The 15,619-nt window shown below is 64.0% G+C and carries 15 protein-coding genes; 3 read left to right on the top strand and 12 right to left on the bottom strand.

Features of this window, described 5'->3' with window-relative positions:
• The first annotated feature begins 14 nt into the window (after nucleotides 1-14).
• Nucleotides 15-1,028, top strand: coding sequence for a nucleoside hydrolase (locus AO692_RS28705; protein WP_152980010.1), 1,014 nt, complete (start codon nucleotides 15-17; stop codon nucleotides 1,026-1,028).
• An 8-nt stretch (nucleotides 1,029-1,036) separates the two neighbouring features.
• The gene (locus AO692_RS28700) at nucleotides 1,037-1,969 is read left to right on the top strand and encodes a nucleoside hydrolase (RefSeq protein ID WP_152980009.1); all 933 of its coding nucleotides are present in this window, start codon (nucleotides 1,037-1,039) and stop codon (nucleotides 1,967-1,969) included.
• A 217-nt stretch (nucleotides 1,970-2,186) separates the two neighbouring features.
• Here AO692_RS28700 and AO692_RS28695 read toward each other — a convergent pair whose 3' ends face one another.
• The 7 genes from AO692_RS28695 to AO692_RS28665 form a co-directional block, all read right to left on the bottom strand.
• The gene (locus AO692_RS28695) at nucleotides 2,187-2,933 is read right to left on the bottom strand and encodes an SDR family NAD(P)-dependent oxidoreductase (protein WP_054313454.1); all 747 of its coding nucleotides are present in this window, start codon (nucleotides 2,931-2,933) and stop codon (nucleotides 2,187-2,189) included.
• 37 nt (nucleotides 2,934-2,970) lie between these two features.
• Entirely contained in the window at nucleotides 2,971-4,149 is a 1,179-nt protein-coding gene (locus AO692_RS28690) for an alanine--glyoxylate aminotransferase family protein (RefSeq protein ID WP_054313453.1), read from the bottom strand.
• Nucleotides 4,150-4,174: 25 nt separating this feature from the next.
• Entirely contained in the window at nucleotides 4,175-4,981 is an 807-nt protein-coding gene (locus AO692_RS28685) for a 4-pyridoxolactonase (protein ID WP_054313452.1), read from the bottom strand.
• 47 nt (nucleotides 4,982-5,028) lie between these two features.
• Entirely contained in the window at nucleotides 5,029-5,964 is a 936-nt protein-coding gene (locus tag AO692_RS28680; protein WP_054313451.1) for an ABC transporter permease, read from the bottom strand.
• Between the two features lie 3 nt (nucleotides 5,965-5,967).
• Nucleotides 5,968-7,065, bottom strand: a complete 1,098-nt coding sequence (locus tag AO692_RS28675; RefSeq protein ID WP_054313450.1) for an ABC transporter permease — start codon at nucleotides 7,063-7,065, stop codon at nucleotides 5,968-5,970.
• Nucleotides 7,062-8,624, bottom strand: coding sequence for an ABC transporter ATP-binding protein (locus AO692_RS28670; RefSeq protein WP_054313449.1), 1,563 nt, complete (start codon nucleotides 8,622-8,624; stop codon nucleotides 7,062-7,064). The genes AO692_RS28675 and AO692_RS28670 overlap by 4 nt, the downstream gene beginning before the upstream one ends.
• Before the next feature lie 78 nt (nucleotides 8,625-8,702).
• Complete coding sequence (locus tag AO692_RS28665) at nucleotides 8,703-9,731, bottom strand: BMP family protein (protein ID WP_054313448.1); 1,029 nt, start codon at nucleotides 9,729-9,731, stop codon at nucleotides 8,703-8,705.
• Nucleotides 9,732-9,830: 99 nt separating this feature from the next.
• Between AO692_RS28665 and AO692_RS28660 the strand changes: the two genes are divergently transcribed.
• Nucleotides 9,831-10,256, top strand: coding sequence for a hypothetical protein (locus AO692_RS28660; protein ID WP_054313447.1), 426 nt, complete (start codon nucleotides 9,831-9,833; stop codon nucleotides 10,254-10,256).
• A gap of 34 nt (nucleotides 10,257-10,290) precedes the next feature.
• Here AO692_RS28660 and AO692_RS28655 read toward each other — a convergent pair whose 3' ends face one another.
• The 5 genes from AO692_RS28655 to AO692_RS28635 are packed head-to-tail and all read right to left on the bottom strand — an operon-like array spanning nucleotide 10,291 to nucleotide 15,590.
• Entirely contained in the window at nucleotides 10,291-11,301 is a 1,011-nt protein-coding gene (locus AO692_RS28655) for an ABC transporter substrate-binding protein (RefSeq protein WP_054313446.1), read from the bottom strand.
• Nucleotides 11,302-11,337: 36 nt separating this feature from the next.
• On the bottom strand, nucleotides 11,338-12,147 hold the full coding sequence (locus tag AO692_RS28650) for an ABC transporter permease (RefSeq protein WP_054313445.1): 810 nt from the start codon (nucleotides 12,145-12,147) through the stop codon (nucleotides 11,338-11,340).
• Nucleotides 12,144-12,974, bottom strand: a complete 831-nt coding sequence (locus AO692_RS28645) for an ABC transporter ATP-binding protein (protein WP_054313444.1) — start codon at nucleotides 12,972-12,974, stop codon at nucleotides 12,144-12,146. Before AO692_RS28645 ends, AO692_RS28650 begins: the two co-directional genes overlap by 4 nt.
• Nucleotides 12,975-13,032: 58 nt before the next feature.
• Nucleotides 13,033-13,956, bottom strand: coding sequence for a 5-formyl-3-hydroxy-2-methylpyridine 4-carboxylate 5-dehydrogenase (gene fhmpcd1, locus AO692_RS28640; protein ID WP_054313443.1), 924 nt, complete (start codon nucleotides 13,954-13,956; stop codon nucleotides 13,033-13,035).
• Entirely contained in the window at nucleotides 13,956-15,590 is a 1,635-nt protein-coding gene (locus tag AO692_RS28635; RefSeq protein WP_054313442.1) for a choline dehydrogenase, read from the bottom strand. The genes fhmpcd1 and AO692_RS28635 overlap by 1 nt, the downstream gene beginning before the upstream one ends.
• Nucleotides 15,591-15,619: the final 29 nt, after the last annotated feature.

Raw genomic sequence — 15,619 nt, 5'->3', positions numbered from 1 at the left:
ATCCCACCAAGCCAATGGAACGCATAATCCTCGACGTCGATTCTGCCGGCGACGATATTCTCGCGGTGCTCTTCGCCGCCGCAAATCCGAACGTGAAGCTCGAAGCGGTAACGACCGTCACAGGTGCTGCCGGTCCGATCGAGCAAGTCACCGATGTGGTGCTCAACACGCTCTCGCTCGCAGGTCGTGACGACATTCCGGTTCATGCAGGCGCCTGGCGGCCAATCGTCGGCCATTCCAAGGCCGCCATGGAAGCGCCGGTGCATTTCGAAAAGACGCTGACGGCACGCTTCGGCGATCGGTTGAAGAAGTTCAATCCGCCGGCGCCCAAGCCGAAGCGCGCAGCAACGCCGGGCCACGCCGTCGACTTCATCATCAAGACCGTCATGGCAAACCCTGGCGAGATCACTCTCGTCACCACGGGGCCGCTCACCAATGCCGCCATGGCGCTGCTCCAGGAGCCGCGGCTTGCGCAGGCGCTCAAGCGCCTGCTGGTGCTCGGTGGTACCTTCACCACGCCCGGCAACATCACGCCGGTGACCGAATACAATATCTGGGCCGACCCCGAGGCATCGCGCATCGTGCTCAACGCCGAGGTCGACAAGATCCTGGTGCCGCTCGACATTTGCGAGGACAACCGCGTCGCCACCTCCATGCTGACGCGCGACGACATCGCCGACATGCAGGCAACCGCAAAGGACAATCCTGTCCTCGAGATGATCGCCGACGTCTTCCCGATCTACATCGATATCTGGCGGGAGTTCTTCGGGCTTGTCGGTTTCCCGCTCGACGACGTCATTACCGTGGCACTGGCGTTCGATCCGGGCCTCGCCACGCTCACCGACCCGCTGTTCGTCGACGTGCTGATCGACGGTCATGTCTCGCGTGGCCAGACGGTCGCCTATCGCGGCTTCCAGATCCTGCCCGGTGGCGGTCCGAAGACCACACGCATCGGCACCGATCTCGACGGACGCCGCTTCCTTGAAATGTTCAAAAAAACCATCGCGCGCTACGAGCGGGCGGCCTGATGAGTGCAATGATGAAGCCCACCCCCATTCTTTTCGACTGCGATCCCGGTCACGACGACGCCATCGCGCTGGTCATGGCGCATCGCTCGCCGGCCATCGAAATGCTCGGCGTCACCACCACCTGCGGCAATGCCGAACTGGAGAAGACGACGACCAACGCCCTGCGCATCCTGGAATATATCGGCGCCGGCGACATACCCGTCGCCGCTGGCTGCCATCGCCCGCTGGCGCGTCCCCTGGTACTCGGAACCGCAGATGGCCCGAGCGGCCTCGAAGGCTCGCCCTACCTGCCGCAGGCGACCATCAAGCCGGTCGACCAGCATGCGGTCGACTTTCTGGCCGACAAGCTGATGGCTTCGCCAGAACCGTTGCTTGTCGTGGCGACAGGCCCTCTCTGCAACATCGGCCTGATGATCCTCAAGCATCCCCATGTATTGCCCAAGATCAAGGAACTGATCTGGATGGGCGGCGTGTTCTATCGCAAGAGCGAGATCATAACGCCGACGGAATTCAACGCCTTCTGCGATCCGGAGGCGCTGAAGATCGTGCTTGATTCCGGTGTCCCGATCACCATGGTCGGCCTTGACGTCACCATGCAGGTGCTGATCGAAGAGCCGCAATATGCCGAGCTCGCCAAGATCGATACGCCGCTCGGAAAACTCGTCAACGACTGGCTGCTGTTCTACGAGAAGCTGCATCGCAACTCGATGGGCGTCGGCGGCGCCATGCATGATCCGCTGGCGCTGGCGCTGGCGATCGACCCGACCCTGGTCAAGACGCGCCCTGCCCACATTGCGGTGGATCTTCAGGGTAGCCACACATTTGGAGCGACGGTCGCCGACTTCTGGAGTGAGCGTGGCGAGAAGGACAACGCACGCATTGCCTACGAAGTCGACGCCGACCGCTTTTTCAAGCTCATGTTCGACCTGCTGAGGGACTAGCAACTGCAAAAGGTGAGCGCTGAGCGCTCACCTTTTCAATTTTCGCTGCCATGCTCGACCGCGGCCCCGCAGAGGCTGAGCGCTATAGCGCTCGGTCAGCCGTGCGCGACGTTGCTGGAGCATTTTGTAGCCAAGTGGGATCACTTGGCGTCACAAAAATGCGGCGAAAACAAAAACTTAGAGCGTTTCCGCGTTTCGGTGAAAAAACGGAAACGCTCTAGTGCCGAACCATGCCGGCGTCGACGTTGATCGTCTGGCCGGTGATCCAGCGTGCGTCGTCCGAGGCGAGGAAGGACACGACGTCGGCGATATGCTCCGGCTGGCCCTTGCCCTTCATGGCCTGCAGCATCTCGACGAAACCGAACGCCTCATTGTGCGGGCTCGCCTTGACGCCGTCGCTTTCGATCAGGCCCGGCGTCACCGCATTGGCCGTGATGTTGTATTTGCCGAGCTCCGTCGCCAGCGCCCTGGTGAAGCCGATGACACCGCCCTTGGCCGCGACATAGGCCGCCATATTGGGCGTGCCAGCGAAGAAGGTGTTGGAGGCGATGCTGATCACGCGCCCGGCCTTGTCTGCCGCCCGCATCTGGTCGGTCGCCGCGCGGCTGACGATGAAGGTGCCGGTCAGGTTGACGTCGATGATCTTGCGCCAGTGGTCGAGGTCGACATCGTCCCAGGCGATGAAAGGCACGATGCTGGCGTTGTTGACCAGGATGTCGATGCCGCCGGACAGCGCCTGGATTTCGGCAAACAGCGCCTTCACCGATGCCGGATCTGAGATGTCGGCGGCGATCGCCTTCGCCTTTCCACCGATCGCGGCGGCGGCAGCCTTGGCGCCCTCGGCGTTGACATCGCTGACGATGACGGTCGCGCCATCGGCTGCCAGCCGCGTCGCGATCGCCTTGCCGATGCCTTGTGCGGCGCCCGTCACAAGGGCCGTCTTTCCCGCAAGCCGTTCAGTCATGAAATTTCTCCCTTATGCCCATTCTTATGGTCTGTGTTCAGGCGTCGGCGTCGATGACGGCCAGCGCCGCGTCGATGCCCTTGCCGATTGCAAGCTTCTGACCGGCGGCATTCATGGCGCCGCCGAGTGCCGTGAGCGCCGCGATCGCATAGATCGGCTGCGCGGTCGGGCCCATATGGCCGATGCGCGTCAGCTTCCCCAGCGTTTCGCCGCGCCCCGACGAGAACACCACGCCGTAGCGGGCGCGCGCGGCCTGACGCAGCGCCTTCTCGTCGACACCGGCCGGTGTGCGCACAGCGGTCGTGGTCGGCGACGCGATCCCCTCGCTGGCGGCCCAGATCGACAGGCCCATCGCGGTGACACCGGCACGCATGGCCTTTGCCGTCAGCGCGTGGCGCGCCCACACCGCTTCAGGCCCCTCGTCGAGATAGAGGTCGAGCGCCGCGTCGAGCCCGTTGACCTCCGCGACCGATGGCGTGAACGGGAAAGGCTGCTCGCGCGACCACGCGTTCTCCCAGTCGACGATGCTCAGCATCGAGGCGCGCGGTGCCGCCTTGTTGGCCTTCATTTTTGCCCAGCCGCGCGCACTGACGGCCATCAGCGTCAGGCCAGGAGGCGCTCCCAGGCACTTGTTCGGGCCGGTGACATAGATGTCGGCCTTGCAGTCTTCCGGATGCGTCTTCATCCCGCCGAAAGACGAGACGGCGTCGACGATGAGATAGGCGCCATGCGCCGACACCAGCGCGCCGATGGCATCGATCGGGTTTATGGTGCCTGACGGCGTGTCGTGATGGCAGACCGAGACGACGGTGATCTCCGGGTGCTTCTTCAGCATGTCGGCAACCGCCTGCGGGTCGATTGCCTCGTTGTAGGGCACTTCGATCTCGAGCAGGTTGGGCGAATAGCGTTTCGCCCAATAGCCGAAGCCCTTGCCGTAGACGCCCGAGGCCAAGTTCAGCACCACGTCGTCTGGCGTGATCAGCGACGCTGCAGCGGCTTCCAGGCCGAGGACCGGTTCGCCGTGCAGGATGACCGGCTTGGTCGACAGCCGCATCGCCTTCTGCGCCTTGTCGACCACTTTCTCGTAGAAGAGCTGGAACGCCGGATCGTAGTCGTAAAGCACCGTGCGGCCAAGGCCGCGCAGCACCTTTGCATAGGCGTCCACCGGCCCTGCGGTCAGGGTGATCACCGGATCGGCATGTTCAAGGTAGCGCATTTTCTGTCTCCGGATTGGTAGGCTTTCAGCCGTAGAACTGCGTGCCGGTTCTGTAGGTTTTGAAGTTTTCCATGTCGTGCGAGTACATCAGCTCGGCACCATGGTCCTCGGCCAGCTTCTTGACCTTGCGCATCGAATTGACGCCGGCGACCGGGTCGATGTGGAAGGCTGCCTGGCACAGCGTCTCCAGGCTTTTCTGGGTGTAGGCGGCGTCGATCGTGAACATGATCGGCTTGCGCTTGGGAAACTCCACGAGAAGGCTGTAGTGGCCGATCGAATGGCCGGGCGTCGAGATCAACTTGACGCCCTTGGCGAGTTCGACGTCGCCGTCGATCCCTTCGAAGGTCGAGTTGGCGCGCGTGGTGCCTTCCAGGAGTTGCGCGGTGGCGCCGCGTGCCTCCGCCGCTTCCGCCGAGAAGCTCAAGTCCGAATAGCCGAGATGTTCGAACGGCTGCGGATTGCAGGCCTGCGGCACCTCCGTGCGGTGGCAGATCTTCTTGGCATGCGGGAAATATTTGTTGCCGCCGCAATGGTCGAAATGGAAATGCGAATTGACGACGACGTCGATGTCCTTCGGCTCCAGCCCGAGCAGCGCCAGCGCGCCCGGAATGGTCTGGTGCTTTTCCTGGATCGGCTTTTCGAAGGGCAGCACCTTCATGACGTGGTCGTAGTCAAAGCCTGTGTCGATAAGGAAGCGGCCCTCGGCATGTTCGATCAGGATCGAATAGACCGGAAAGCGGACTTCGCCGCCCGGGCCGCGGTTCCAGAACACATGATAACCGTCGAGGACGAGCGAGCCGCCGTCGAGCAGGTAGACCTTGGTATCCGACATTCTTGCCTCCTGTGTTGGCGCGGCTCCCGTCCGCGCATCCGTTGTCGTCAGCGCGCACCGCGCTCATAGGGAATTCCGAGTGCCGCCGGCAGGCTCGCCCGCCGGCCGAACAGCACCAGCATGATCATCACTGCCAGGAACGGCAGCATCTGGATGACGTCGGTCGGTATGTTGATGCCCGCCACCTGCATGGCCGTTGTCAGCGACAGGCAGACGCCGAACAGTAGGGCGCCGAACAGCACCCAGACCGGCCGGCCGCGCGCCAGCATGGCAAGCACGATGCCGAGGAAGCCGGCGCCGTTGGTGATGAAGGGAATGAACAGGCCTGCCCCGACATTGGCGAGATAAGCTCCGCCGAGCCCTGCCAGCGCGCCGGTCGACAGCACGGCGATGGTGCGCGTCCGGATGACGTCGATGCCGGCGACATCGAGTGCGGCCGGCTTGTCGCCTGCGGCCTGCAAGTTGAGGCCAAGTTGCGTGCGCCGGTAGAGGTAGCCCATGGCGAACACCAGGGCGACGGCCAGGTAGACGATCAGGTGATGTTTGAAAAAGGCCGGCCCGATCACCGGAATGTCCACCAACGTCGGAATTACGGTGGGATTCGGAGCCGGCAAACGGGGATAGCTGCGCGAGAACTGGAAGTGGTGCAGCAGCGCCGTCAGGCCTTCGAGGCCGAGCGTCAGCGCAATGCCGATGACGATCTGGTTCAGGCCGATGCGCACGCACAAGAGCGCCATGACCAGCGCCACCGCCACGCCACCGGCGGCACCGGTGAGGAAACCCAGCCACAGCGACCCCGAATAGAAAGCGCCGACGAAGCCGAGATAGGCGCCGGCCAGCATCATGCCTTCGATGCCGATGTTGAGCACGCCGGCCTTTTCCGACATCTGCTCGCCAAGCCCCGCGAGCAGCAGCGGGACAGCCGCGGTGACCGCGCCGAACAGCAGCGCGCTGAGAAAGACTTCGCTGAACAGCCCGGTCATGCGTCAGGCCTTTCTCGACTGGTTGTAGCGGTGGTCGACATATTCGGCGAGCGCGAGCACGATCAGCACGATCGAGACCAGCACCAGCGTGAAATGATTGGGAACGCCGAGCCGCCGTGCCGCGCTTTCGCCGCCGATCGACAGCACCGAAAGCAGGAACACGAAGCCGATGGCCGCAAAACCGTTCATACGGGCGAGGAACACCGCCGGGATCACCGCCAGCCCATAGGCCGGGTTCCAGTCGGCGCGGACATTGCCCTGCACGCCGATGATGTCGACAGCGCCGGCAAGGCCGGCCAGCCCCGCCGAAATAGCGAAGACGGCGATGGTCAGGCCAGGCACGCCGAGCCCGGCATGAACCGCCGCTCGCGGATTGGCACCGACGACTCTCAGCCTCAGTCCGAAAGCCGTTCGCGTCATCACCAGATGCACGATGATGATAGCCGCCAGGCCGAACAGCAGGCCGCTGGTGATGGTGGTGTCGAACAGGCGCGGCAGCCTGTCCTCCACCGGCAAGGTGCGGGTCTGCGGCACCGTCGTGCCGGGATCGCGAAACAAAAGCTTGACCAGCACATTGGCGAGCGAAGTGCCGAGGAACGTCATCATCAGCGTGGTGATGATCTCGTTGACGCCCTGATAGGCGCGCAGCAGTGCCGGCACCAGCGACCAGACCATCGCGACAAGCGTGGCGACGACGAAGGCGCAGAACAGTGCCAGCCAGGCCGGCATGACCTCGACGAACATCGGCGCGCTGGCTGCCGCCGTGACGGCGCCAAGCAGGAACTGGCCGTCGCCGCCGAGGTTCCACATGCCGGCGCGGAAGGCCACGATCAGACCTGCGGCGAGGAACAGAAGCGGCGCCATGCGCGTCAGCGTCTGCTGGATGCCGAGCGGCGAGAACAGCCCCTTCTCCAGCACGTAGCCGTAATAGGCGAGCGGATCGACGCCGACGGCGAGTAGGATGCAGCCGGCAATGACGAGCGCGACGAGGATCGGGCCAAGCGTCATCAAGAGCCGGCGCAGCACGTCGCGACGCGTGCCGACGCTGCTGGTGGCATCGAGTGCGGTGGCGCCGGCGGTGGGGGCAGTGTCGATGCTCATGCGGCTAGTCCGATCATCAGGCGACCGACCCGGGTGCGGGCATCGTCGGCATTGTCGACGGTGCCGACCAGCGACCCGTTGGCCATGACGGCAATGCGGTTGCACATGCTAAGCAACTCCTCGAGGTCGGTGGAGATCAGCAGCACGGCGAGGCCGCGTTGGGCGGCGTCACGAATGCGCTGGCGCGATGCCAGCGTGTTGGCAAGGTCGAGCCCATAGGTGGGCTTGTTGAAGATAACCACCTTCGCGCCGTCGGCCAGTTCGCGTGCCAGAAGCACTTTCTGGATGTTACCGCCCGAAAGCCGCGCGACGGGCGTCTTCAGGCTCGGCGTGCGCACGTCGTATTCGCGCACCAGCTCGCCGGCGCGCCTGTCGATCTCGGCGCGCTGCTCGACGCCATTGCGCCAGAACGGCGCTGCGCCGACCTGCTTGAGGAAGAAGTTGATCGAGACCGGGAAAGTGCCAACCGTGCCCTCGCCCAACCTGTCGTCGGTCAGGTAGCGAAGACCGCGCCGGCTGCGCTCTCCAACGCTCAGCTTCTCAATGGCGGTTCCCTCCAGCCGCACCGAACCGCTGGTCGCCGTGCGCTGGCCGGCCAGTGCCTCCGCCAGCTGCTTCTGGCCGTTGCCGTCGATGCCGGCGATGCCGAGGATCTCGCCCGGACGGATGTCGAAGGAGATCGACGACAGGCCGGGCGCATTGTCGGTCGGAGCCACCTCCAGATCGACAACCTGAAGCAGCGGAGCGGCCTCAGTGTGGACCGAGGCAACGGAACGCTCGGCCGCTTCCGGGTCGTCCTTCTGCTTGCCGAACATCAGTTCCACGATTTCGGAGATGATCTCCTGTTCGCCGAGCGCACGAAAACGCTCCGGCGGGATCTCGCCGACCTTGCGGCCGAGTTTCAGCACCGAGATGCGGTCGCCGAAGGCGGCGGCCTCCTTGAGCTTGTGGGTGATGAAGACGATCGCCAATCCCTGTTCGACGAGGCGGCGCATCAGCGCGCCAAGCTCCTCGATGCCTTGCGGCGTCAGCATCGACGTGGATTCGTCGAGGATCAGCAGCCTGCTGTTGCGCACCATGGCGCGCACGATCTCGACCTGCTGCTGTTCGCCGAGCGAAAGCTCCGAAACCCTGGCATTGAGCTTGACCACGATGCCGAGGCTCTTGCTGATCTCGGCGACACGCGCCTCGAGCTCCTCGGTCCTTGGTCGTTGCCACCAGGGGCCACCAAGCAGCAGGTTCTCCGCCACGGTCAGTGTCGGCACCAGCATCATGTGCTGGAACACCGTGCCGATGCCGAGCGCCAGCGCCTGGCGCGGCGAGGTGATCGGCGTCGGCTTGCCGTCGACCAGGATGCGTCCTTCATCGGGCTGCTGCAGGCCGGACAGCATGCCGATCAGCGTGGATTTGCCCGCCCCGTTCTCGCCGAGCAGCACATGCACTTCGCCCGGACGGATCGACAGGTCGATGCTGTCATTGGCGACGATACCCGGAAAGCGTTTGGTCACGCCTTCGAGTGCGACGATGTCGCCGACGGGCGACGGAGTGGTATTGCTCATCTAAGCCCAGCCCTGAAAAAGGGGAATCGTCCGAAGGGGCGATCCGATCGCCCCTTCGGCAACCGACTTCTCGCCGCCTTACTTGGCGACGCTTGTCATCAGCGCCCTGACGGCGGCGGCGTCATAGACCGGCTCGACCTTGATCTTGCCGGAGATGACGTCCTCGCGCACGGCCTGGATCTCGGACCAGACGTTGTCCGGGATCGCGGCGGTCTTCAGCAATTTCACGGAATCGTCCTTGAGGCCGATCGTGTAGTGCTTGGTGCCGAACGTGTCGGCCTTGAGGTCGGCGATCATCGCGGCGTAGACCGGCTCGATGTTCCATACCACCGATGACAGCAGGAAGCCCTTGTCGATCGGCGACTTGTCACCGATGACGTCGATGAAATAGACCTTGCCGCCATCGGCGGCCTTGGTCGTCTCAACCGCCTGCAGCATGCCGAAGCTCGAACCGTTGCCCTGGCCGAAGATGATGTCGGCGCCCGAGGCGATCACGCTTTCGGCGACACGCTTGCCGCCGGCCGCATCACTGTAGGCGGCGGGCCCGATCACCGCATAGGTGATCTTGACGTCGGCGTTCTCCGCCTTCACGCCCTGCGCGAAGGCAGCCGATTGCGAGTTCCAGGACGGCGGCTCGCCGGAAACCACGATGCCGACCGACTTCGAGCGCGACATCTTGGCAGCGAGACGGCCGGCGAGATAGGCGCCCTCGTGGCCGCTCAGCGTGTAGTCGGCGACGAGGCCTTTCTCCAGCCCGGCCGGCGTATCCACGATCGCCACCGGAACCTTCGTTTCCTTGGCGATCTCGGGCGCCGAGGTGTTGTAGCCGCTGGCATGTGCGATCAGCAGGCTGGCGCCGTCGGAGGCGAGTTCCCGCAACGTGGGACGGACGTCGCCATAGCCGAGGCCCTGGGCCACGACCACTTCGACGCCGGCGGCCTTGCCGGCCGCCTTGGCGGCATCGATGCCCTGCTGGTTCCAGCCATAATCCGTGCCCTCTTCGGGCGTCAGAATGGCGATCGACTTGACTTCGCCAGCGAGAGCGCCACCCATCAAGACGCTTCCCAGTATAACTGCACTTACGCTGCTTTTCAGAAGCTTTAACATGTTACCCTCTTTTTGCTGTCTTCCCATGGATATTGTTATTGTCATTACGAAGAAGAGAGATAGACTTTCAGAATAAATCGCATCCGGAGCCTATTCGAAGTGAAGATCCGTTATGTCCTCCCGTTAGCGCTGGCGTTCGTATCCTCTGCCAACGCGGTTGAGTTGCACCATGTCACCGTCCGCACCGGCACCGATGGGCTCGCCATGGTGCCGTTGACGATCTCGAATTCCGGCAAGGACGGCCTGTCCTGCAGTGCCGACTTCGCCCACTGGTATTCGGCAGGGATCGCGACAGTCGAACCGGGCGAGAGTGCCCGTGTCGAACTCTGGTTCGAAGCCGAGACCGGCACCTTCACCATTCTCAACGACAAGCACGAAAACCTGCCGGTCGAGCGCCTGTGGTGTGGCCTGTCGGGCCGCGCATATGCGACCCGCGCACAGATCACGCTCGACCGTGCCGATGCGCAGAAGGGCACGCGCGCCGTATCCTGCGGCATGGAGCAGGACAGCCTGGCCTGCCGGTAGGCGCTCATCGAGCCGTGGCCCTCAAGCATCGCGCCTATTCCTTCGCCAGGAATTTGTCGGTGAAGATATCGTCCGCCGACAGCGCCGCTTTGAGCACGCCCTGATCGCTCAGCGTCTTCAGCGTCTCTTCCCATTGCGTCTTGCTCATCCAGCCGAGGCCGTGTTCCTTGGTTTCGGGGCTGGTGAAGGTCGAGGCGATATCGGCGTTGATCTGCGCCAGCAGCACGTCCTTCTTGTCGGCATAGCCGGGCGCTGCCTTGGCCGTGATCTCGGCAGCCTCTTCCGGATGGGCGACGACATAGTCGAAGGCTTCGCGGTAGGCCTTGACGAAGCGGCGCACGACGTCGGGCTTGTCCTTGATCATCTTCTCCGAGGTGAACAGGCCGGAGCCGTAAGCCTTCCAGCCATGGTCCGCACCCATCATGATGCTGAGCGAACCCGGACCGCCCGCCTTGGCTTCCAGTTCGGGAACCTCCGCGTCCACGTAGCCGACCACCGTCTGGACCCGTCCGAGCAGCAGGTAGCTCTCATAGGGCGGCGACACGCTGTTCAGCGTCATGTCCTTCTCGGTCAGTCCATTGGCGGCCAGGAAGCCCCTGAAGAAGATGTAGGTCGATCCTGCCGGGTGGATGCCGATGGTCAGCCCCTTGAGATCCTCCGGCTTGGTGAGCTTCAACGTCTTGGCCAGCGAAAGGATCGCCAGCGGCGAGCGCTGGTTGACGGCGGCGAGCGCCACGACCGGGACTTTCTGCGACCGTGCGACGGCGAGCGTGGGAAGATCGCCGAAGCCGAAATCCGCGTTCTCATTACCCACCAGCCGCATGGCGTCCGGCGAACCCGAGCCCTTGCGGATTTCGGCCAGGTCGATGTCGTTCTTGGCGAAGAAACCCTTTTCCTTGGCCACGAAGAACATGGCGTGGTTGCCGCGCACCACCCAGTCGAGCTGGACGTTGACCGTGTCGGCGGCCAGTGCTGCACCGGAGAAGCCAAGCGCACTGGCAAACGCCGCAAGCGTGGCTGCCTTGATAAGTGAGCGTCTCAGCATTGTTCGATCCTTCCCTGTCGTTGACTGCCCAAAGTCTTAGGCATGGCTGAATTTCGGTGCCCACGGCACCACGATGCGTTCGAGGATCTCGGCCGCGTAGTAGAAGGCGATACCGAGCACGGAGACGAGCAGCAGCGCCGCGAAGACCAGTGCGGTGTCGAGCTGGGTCGAGGCGAACTGGATGACGTAGCCCAGCCCGTCCGAGGCGCCGGCAAATTCACCGACGATGGCGCCGATGACGCTCAGCGTTGCGGCAATCTTGGTTCCCGCCATCAGGTTCGGCAGCGAGTGCGGGACCCGGATCCTGAACAGGATCTGCGTGCGGCTGGCGCCGACCGAATTCATCAGCGACAGTAGCGAGCGGTCCACCGATTGCATGCCTGCCAGCATCGACAGCGTCACCGGGAAGAATGCGATGACCAGGATCAGCCCGATCTTCGGGGCCAGCCCATAGCCGAACCAGAGGATGAAGATCGGCGCCAGCGCCACCTTCGGCACGTTCTGGAACAGCACCACCAACGGATAGAGCGCCCGGCCCAGCCAGTCGAAACGCACGATGACCAGCGCGATGGCAACGCCGACCACGACCGAGACGACGAAGCCGAGCAGGATCTCCGCGGCGGTGACCAGCGTGGCCTGCATCAGCGTTCCCCATTGCGCGACCAGCGATCGCCCGATCTCCGACGGAGCGGGGATGATGAAGGATGATATGGCGAAGATCCGCACGATCGCTTCCCAGGCCACGATCGTGCCCAGAAGGAGGATGACTGCCGGCAGCCAGCTGCTCGTCGCGGCGGCAAAACTGGAGGCCAACCGAGGTTCGGACGTGATGGGTTGATCGCTCATGACGCGTCTCCCGGTTGATGGCTGGCGCGCAGCATGGTGCGCAACTGCACGACCAGCCGGACGAATTCCGGATCTTCCGTTACCGCCAGGTCGCGCGGATAAGGCAGACCGATGTCGATGCTGCCGGTGATGCGTCCGGGCTTGATGCCCAGCGCGTGGACATGACGCGACAGGTGGATGGCTTCGTCGATCGAATGGGTCACGAGCACGATCGTCTTGCCGGTGCGCTGCCAGATCTCCAGCAGCGACTGGCCCATCGAGTCGCGGGTGATGGCGTCGAGCGCGCCGAAGGGCTCATCCATCAAAAGCACCGCCGGATCGAGTGCCAGTGCGCGGGCGATGGCCACCCGTTGCCGCATGCCACCAGACAATTCGTTGGGCCGCTTGTGGGCGGCATCGCCAAGCCCCACCAGCTCCAGCATTTCCTGTCCGCGCGCCCGAAGCTCGGCGCGCGAAAGCGACTTGTCGGCAATGGAAAGCAGCATGGAGGCGTTGTCGACGGCATTCTTCCATGGCAGCAGGTTGGCATCCTGGAAGACCACGCCGATCATACGCTTGCGCGCTGCCTCGACCGGCGAAAGCCCGCCGATCGATACGCTGCCGCTTGTCGGCTCGACCAGCCCTGCCAGCACCTTGAGCAAGGTGCTCTTGCCGCAGCCGGAGGGCCCGATCAGCGAGACGAAGGACCCCTTCGGCACCGAAAGGTCGATGTTCTGGAGCACCAGTTGCCGGGCATAGACCACCGAGACGCCTTTGACGGAGATGAGGTCGTCATGGCGGATGTGGGCAGGCTTGCCGCCGTCTGCCCGGATCGTATCAATGCGCATGGCTTGTACCTCCGTACGCCCCGATCCAGCCACTTCTTGGTGTGTTGCGAGCCATCGGCTACTCCCGGCCTTCCAGGATGCGTCGCACCGCGACGAGCTTGCGTGCGCGTTCGGCCTGCAGCGCCTTTGTCTGCTCGGGCGTGTAGGAGAACATGCCCTCGCCCGACTTGATGCCGAGCTTCGAGGCGCCGGTTTTCTCCAGCACCATCGGCGCGACATCGTCACGATTGGAAAGATCGGCGTTCAGGAAGGACGAGACCGATTTGTAGATATCCAGCCCCGCCATATCGAGCAGCGCCATCGGACCGACGACGGCGATCTTGTAGCCGATGCCCCAGGACACGCAGGTGTCGAGATCTTCCGGCTCGATGACGCCGCGTTCGACGAGATCGACCGCCTCGCGCAGCAGCGCATAGAGCACGCGGTTCTCGACAAAGCCCGGCACATCCTTCTTCACCACCACCGGCAGCAGGCCGATCGAGCGGATGAGGTCGCGAATGGTCGTTACGGTCTGCGGCGCCGTCCTCTCGCCGCCGATCACCTCGATCATCGGGATGATGTGCGGCGGGTTCGACCAATGCATGCCCACCATCCGCTCGGGATGCGAGATATGCGCCTGCAGCTGGGTGATCGGGATGCCCGACGTATCCGATGCCACGATCGTGTCCGATGCAATCAGGCCGTCGATGCTGCGATAGACCTCGGCCTTGATCGCAATGTTCTCGGGAACGTTCTCGATGATGAGGTCGGCGCCGGATACCGCCTCGTTTATATCGTCGGTGAAGCGAACACTTCCGGCACCGGTTGCCACGATGCCGAGGGCATCGAGAACACCCTCTGCCGTGCCCAGCATGGTGCGCGCGCGTTCGATCGCGGCGGGTGCGACATCGTAGGCGGTCACCTGCAGGCCGCCCCTGGCGAGCCTTGCGGCCATGCCCGGCCCCATCGTGCCCAGACCGATGATGGCGATACGTTGGATCATCACGCTGCCCTGCTTTCGATTGTTGCTTTCGATGCCGCGATGAGGTCGGCGGCCTTCTCCGCGATCATGATCACCGCCGCGTTGATGTTGCCGCAGACCAGGTCGGGCATGACGGAAGCGTCCACCACGCGCAGGCCGTCGATGCCGCGGATGCGCAGTTCCGGGTCGACGACCGAGCCGGCATCGGCGCCCATCCGGCAGGTTCCGGCCGGGTGATGCACGGTGATGGAGGTCTTGCGGATATGCTCGTCGATCTCGTCGTCGCTCTGGCACTTCGGACCGGGAAAGAACTCCGCCTCGATGAAGGGCTGCATGGATGGCTGGGCGGCCAAGTCCCTTGCCACCCGGAAGCCGGCCCGCAGCGATTGCCAGTCCTTCGGCGAAGCCAGGAAGTTCTGGTGGATCAGCGGGGCCGCGGCGGGATCGGCCGAGGCCAGTTTCACGGCTCCCCGGCTCTCCGGCTGCGTCGCCACGATCCGGGTCGCGAAGCCGTCTGCGAACGGCGCCTTGAATGGCTGGAAATATGGCCATGCGGCGAGCGGAGCCGCGGTGAACAGCAACTGCACATCCGGCAACGGCCGCTCCGGACCGCTTTTCAGGAAGGCCACGACCCCGCCGGGCACGTCCCCCGAAAAACCGCTTCCCGTCAGATAGGTCTTGAGGAAATCGAGCCCGATCCGGTCGGCGCGCATCTTGTGCAGGAACGGGCCCGGGGTCTTGCGACGGTACATCAGGATGACCGAGACGTGATCCTGCAGGTTCTTGCCGACCGAAGGCAGGACGACCCGCGTCTGGATGCCGTGTGCCGCCAGCTCGTCCGGGGCGCCGATGCCGGACAGCATCAGCAGCTGCGGCGTGTTGATCACGCCGCCGGAGAGCAGGACCTCCCTGCGGGCGATGACCGTCCGTTCGGTGCCACGATGCCTTATCGTCACCCCTTTGGCGCGCGTGCCTTCCAGCACGATCTTCGTCGCCATCGCTTCGGTCAGCACTGTCAGGTTGGGCCGCTTCAGGGCCGGCCGCAGATAGGCGGACGCAGCCGAGCTGCGCCGGCCTTTGGCGATCGTCATCTGCAGGCGGCCGAAACCCTCCTGCTGCTCGCCATTGTAGTCGCTGGTCTGCGCATAGCCGGCCTGCACGCTGGCCTGCGCAAAGGCTTCGATCAGCGTGTCCTTGTAGCGGCAGAACTGCGTGCTGAGCGGGCCGCTGCCGCCCCGGAAGCGGCTTCCGCCCTTTTCCCAGCTTTCCTGTTTCTGGAAATAGGGCAGCACCTTCTCATACGACCAGTCGCTCAGTCCGCTGGCGGCCCATCGGTCGTAGTCGCCGCGGTTTCCCCGCACATAGGCCATGGCGTTGGTCGACGACGACCCGCCGATGACCTTGCCGCGCGCGCACTCGACGCGGCGTCCGCCGACATTGTCCTCCGGCTCGCAGAAATACATCCAGTCATGGCGGCGCTCGGTCAGGATCTTGCCCCAGCCGAGCGGTATGTGGATCATCGGGTCACGGTCCCAGCCGCCGGCCTCGATGAGCAGCACGGAACATCGCGGGTCGGCGCTCAGCCGATTGGCGAGCACGCAACCGGCCGATCCGGCCCCAACGATGACGTAGTCGTAGTTTTCTGCGTGCGGCATGGTTCTACTGCTTTCGCCTGACGCTCTGG

Origin of the sequence: Mesorhizobium sp. 1M-11, assembly GCF_001303895.1 — a bacterium.
Classification (GTDB): domain Bacteria; phylum Pseudomonadota; class Alphaproteobacteria; order Rhizobiales; family Rhizobiaceae; genus Mesorhizobium.
This window is presented reverse-complemented; position numbering and strand designations above follow the sequence as displayed.

Excerpts from the sequence above, each read along its gene's own strand:
- AO692_RS28705 (WP_152980010.1), top strand. The coding sequence starts at position 15 with ATGGAACGCATAATCCTCGACGTCGATTCTGCCGGCGACGATATTCTC.
- AO692_RS28700 (WP_152980009.1), top strand. The coding sequence starts at position 1,037 with ATGATGAAGCCCACCCCCATTCTTTTCGACTGCGATCCCGGTCACGAC.
- AO692_RS28695 (WP_054313454.1), bottom strand. The coding sequence starts at position 2,933 with ATGACTGAACGGCTTGCGGGAAAGACGGCCCTTGTGACGGGCGCCGCA.
- AO692_RS28690 (WP_054313453.1), bottom strand. The coding sequence starts at position 4,149 with ATGCGCTACCTTGAACATGCCGATCCGGTGATCACCCTGACCGCAGGG.
- AO692_RS28685 (WP_054313452.1), bottom strand. The coding sequence starts at position 4,981 with ATGTCGGATACCAAGGTCTACCTGCTCGACGGCGGCTCGCTCGTCCTC.
- AO692_RS28680 (WP_054313451.1), bottom strand. The coding sequence starts at position 5,964 with ATGACCGGGCTGTTCAGCGAAGTCTTTCTCAGCGCGCTGCTGTTCGGC.
- AO692_RS28675 (WP_054313450.1), bottom strand. The coding sequence starts at position 7,065 with ATGAGCATCGACACTGCCCCCACCGCCGGCGCCACCGCACTCGATGCC.
- AO692_RS28670 (WP_054313449.1), bottom strand. The coding sequence starts at position 8,624 with ATGAGCAATACCACTCCGTCGCCCGTCGGCGACATCGTCGCACTCGAA.
- AO692_RS28665 (WP_054313448.1), bottom strand. The coding sequence starts at position 9,731 with ATGTTAAAGCTTCTGAAAAGCAGCGTAAGTGCAGTTATACTGGGAAGC.
- AO692_RS28655 (WP_054313446.1), bottom strand. The coding sequence starts at position 11,301 with ATGCTGAGACGCTCACTTATCAAGGCAGCCACGCTTGCGGCGTTTGCC.
- AO692_RS28650 (WP_054313445.1), bottom strand. The coding sequence starts at position 12,147 with ATGAGCGATCAACCCATCACGTCCGAACCTCGGTTGGCCTCCAGTTTT.
- AO692_RS28645 (WP_054313444.1), bottom strand. The coding sequence starts at position 12,974 with ATGCGCATTGATACGATCCGGGCAGACGGCGGCAAGCCTGCCCACATC.
- fhmpcd1 (WP_054313443.1), bottom strand. The coding sequence starts at position 13,956 with ATGATCCAACGTATCGCCATCATCGGTCTGGGCACGATGGGGCCGGGC.
- AO692_RS28635 (WP_054313442.1), bottom strand. The coding sequence starts at position 15,590 with ATGCCGCACGCAGAAAACTACGACTACGTCATCGTTGGGGCCGGATCG.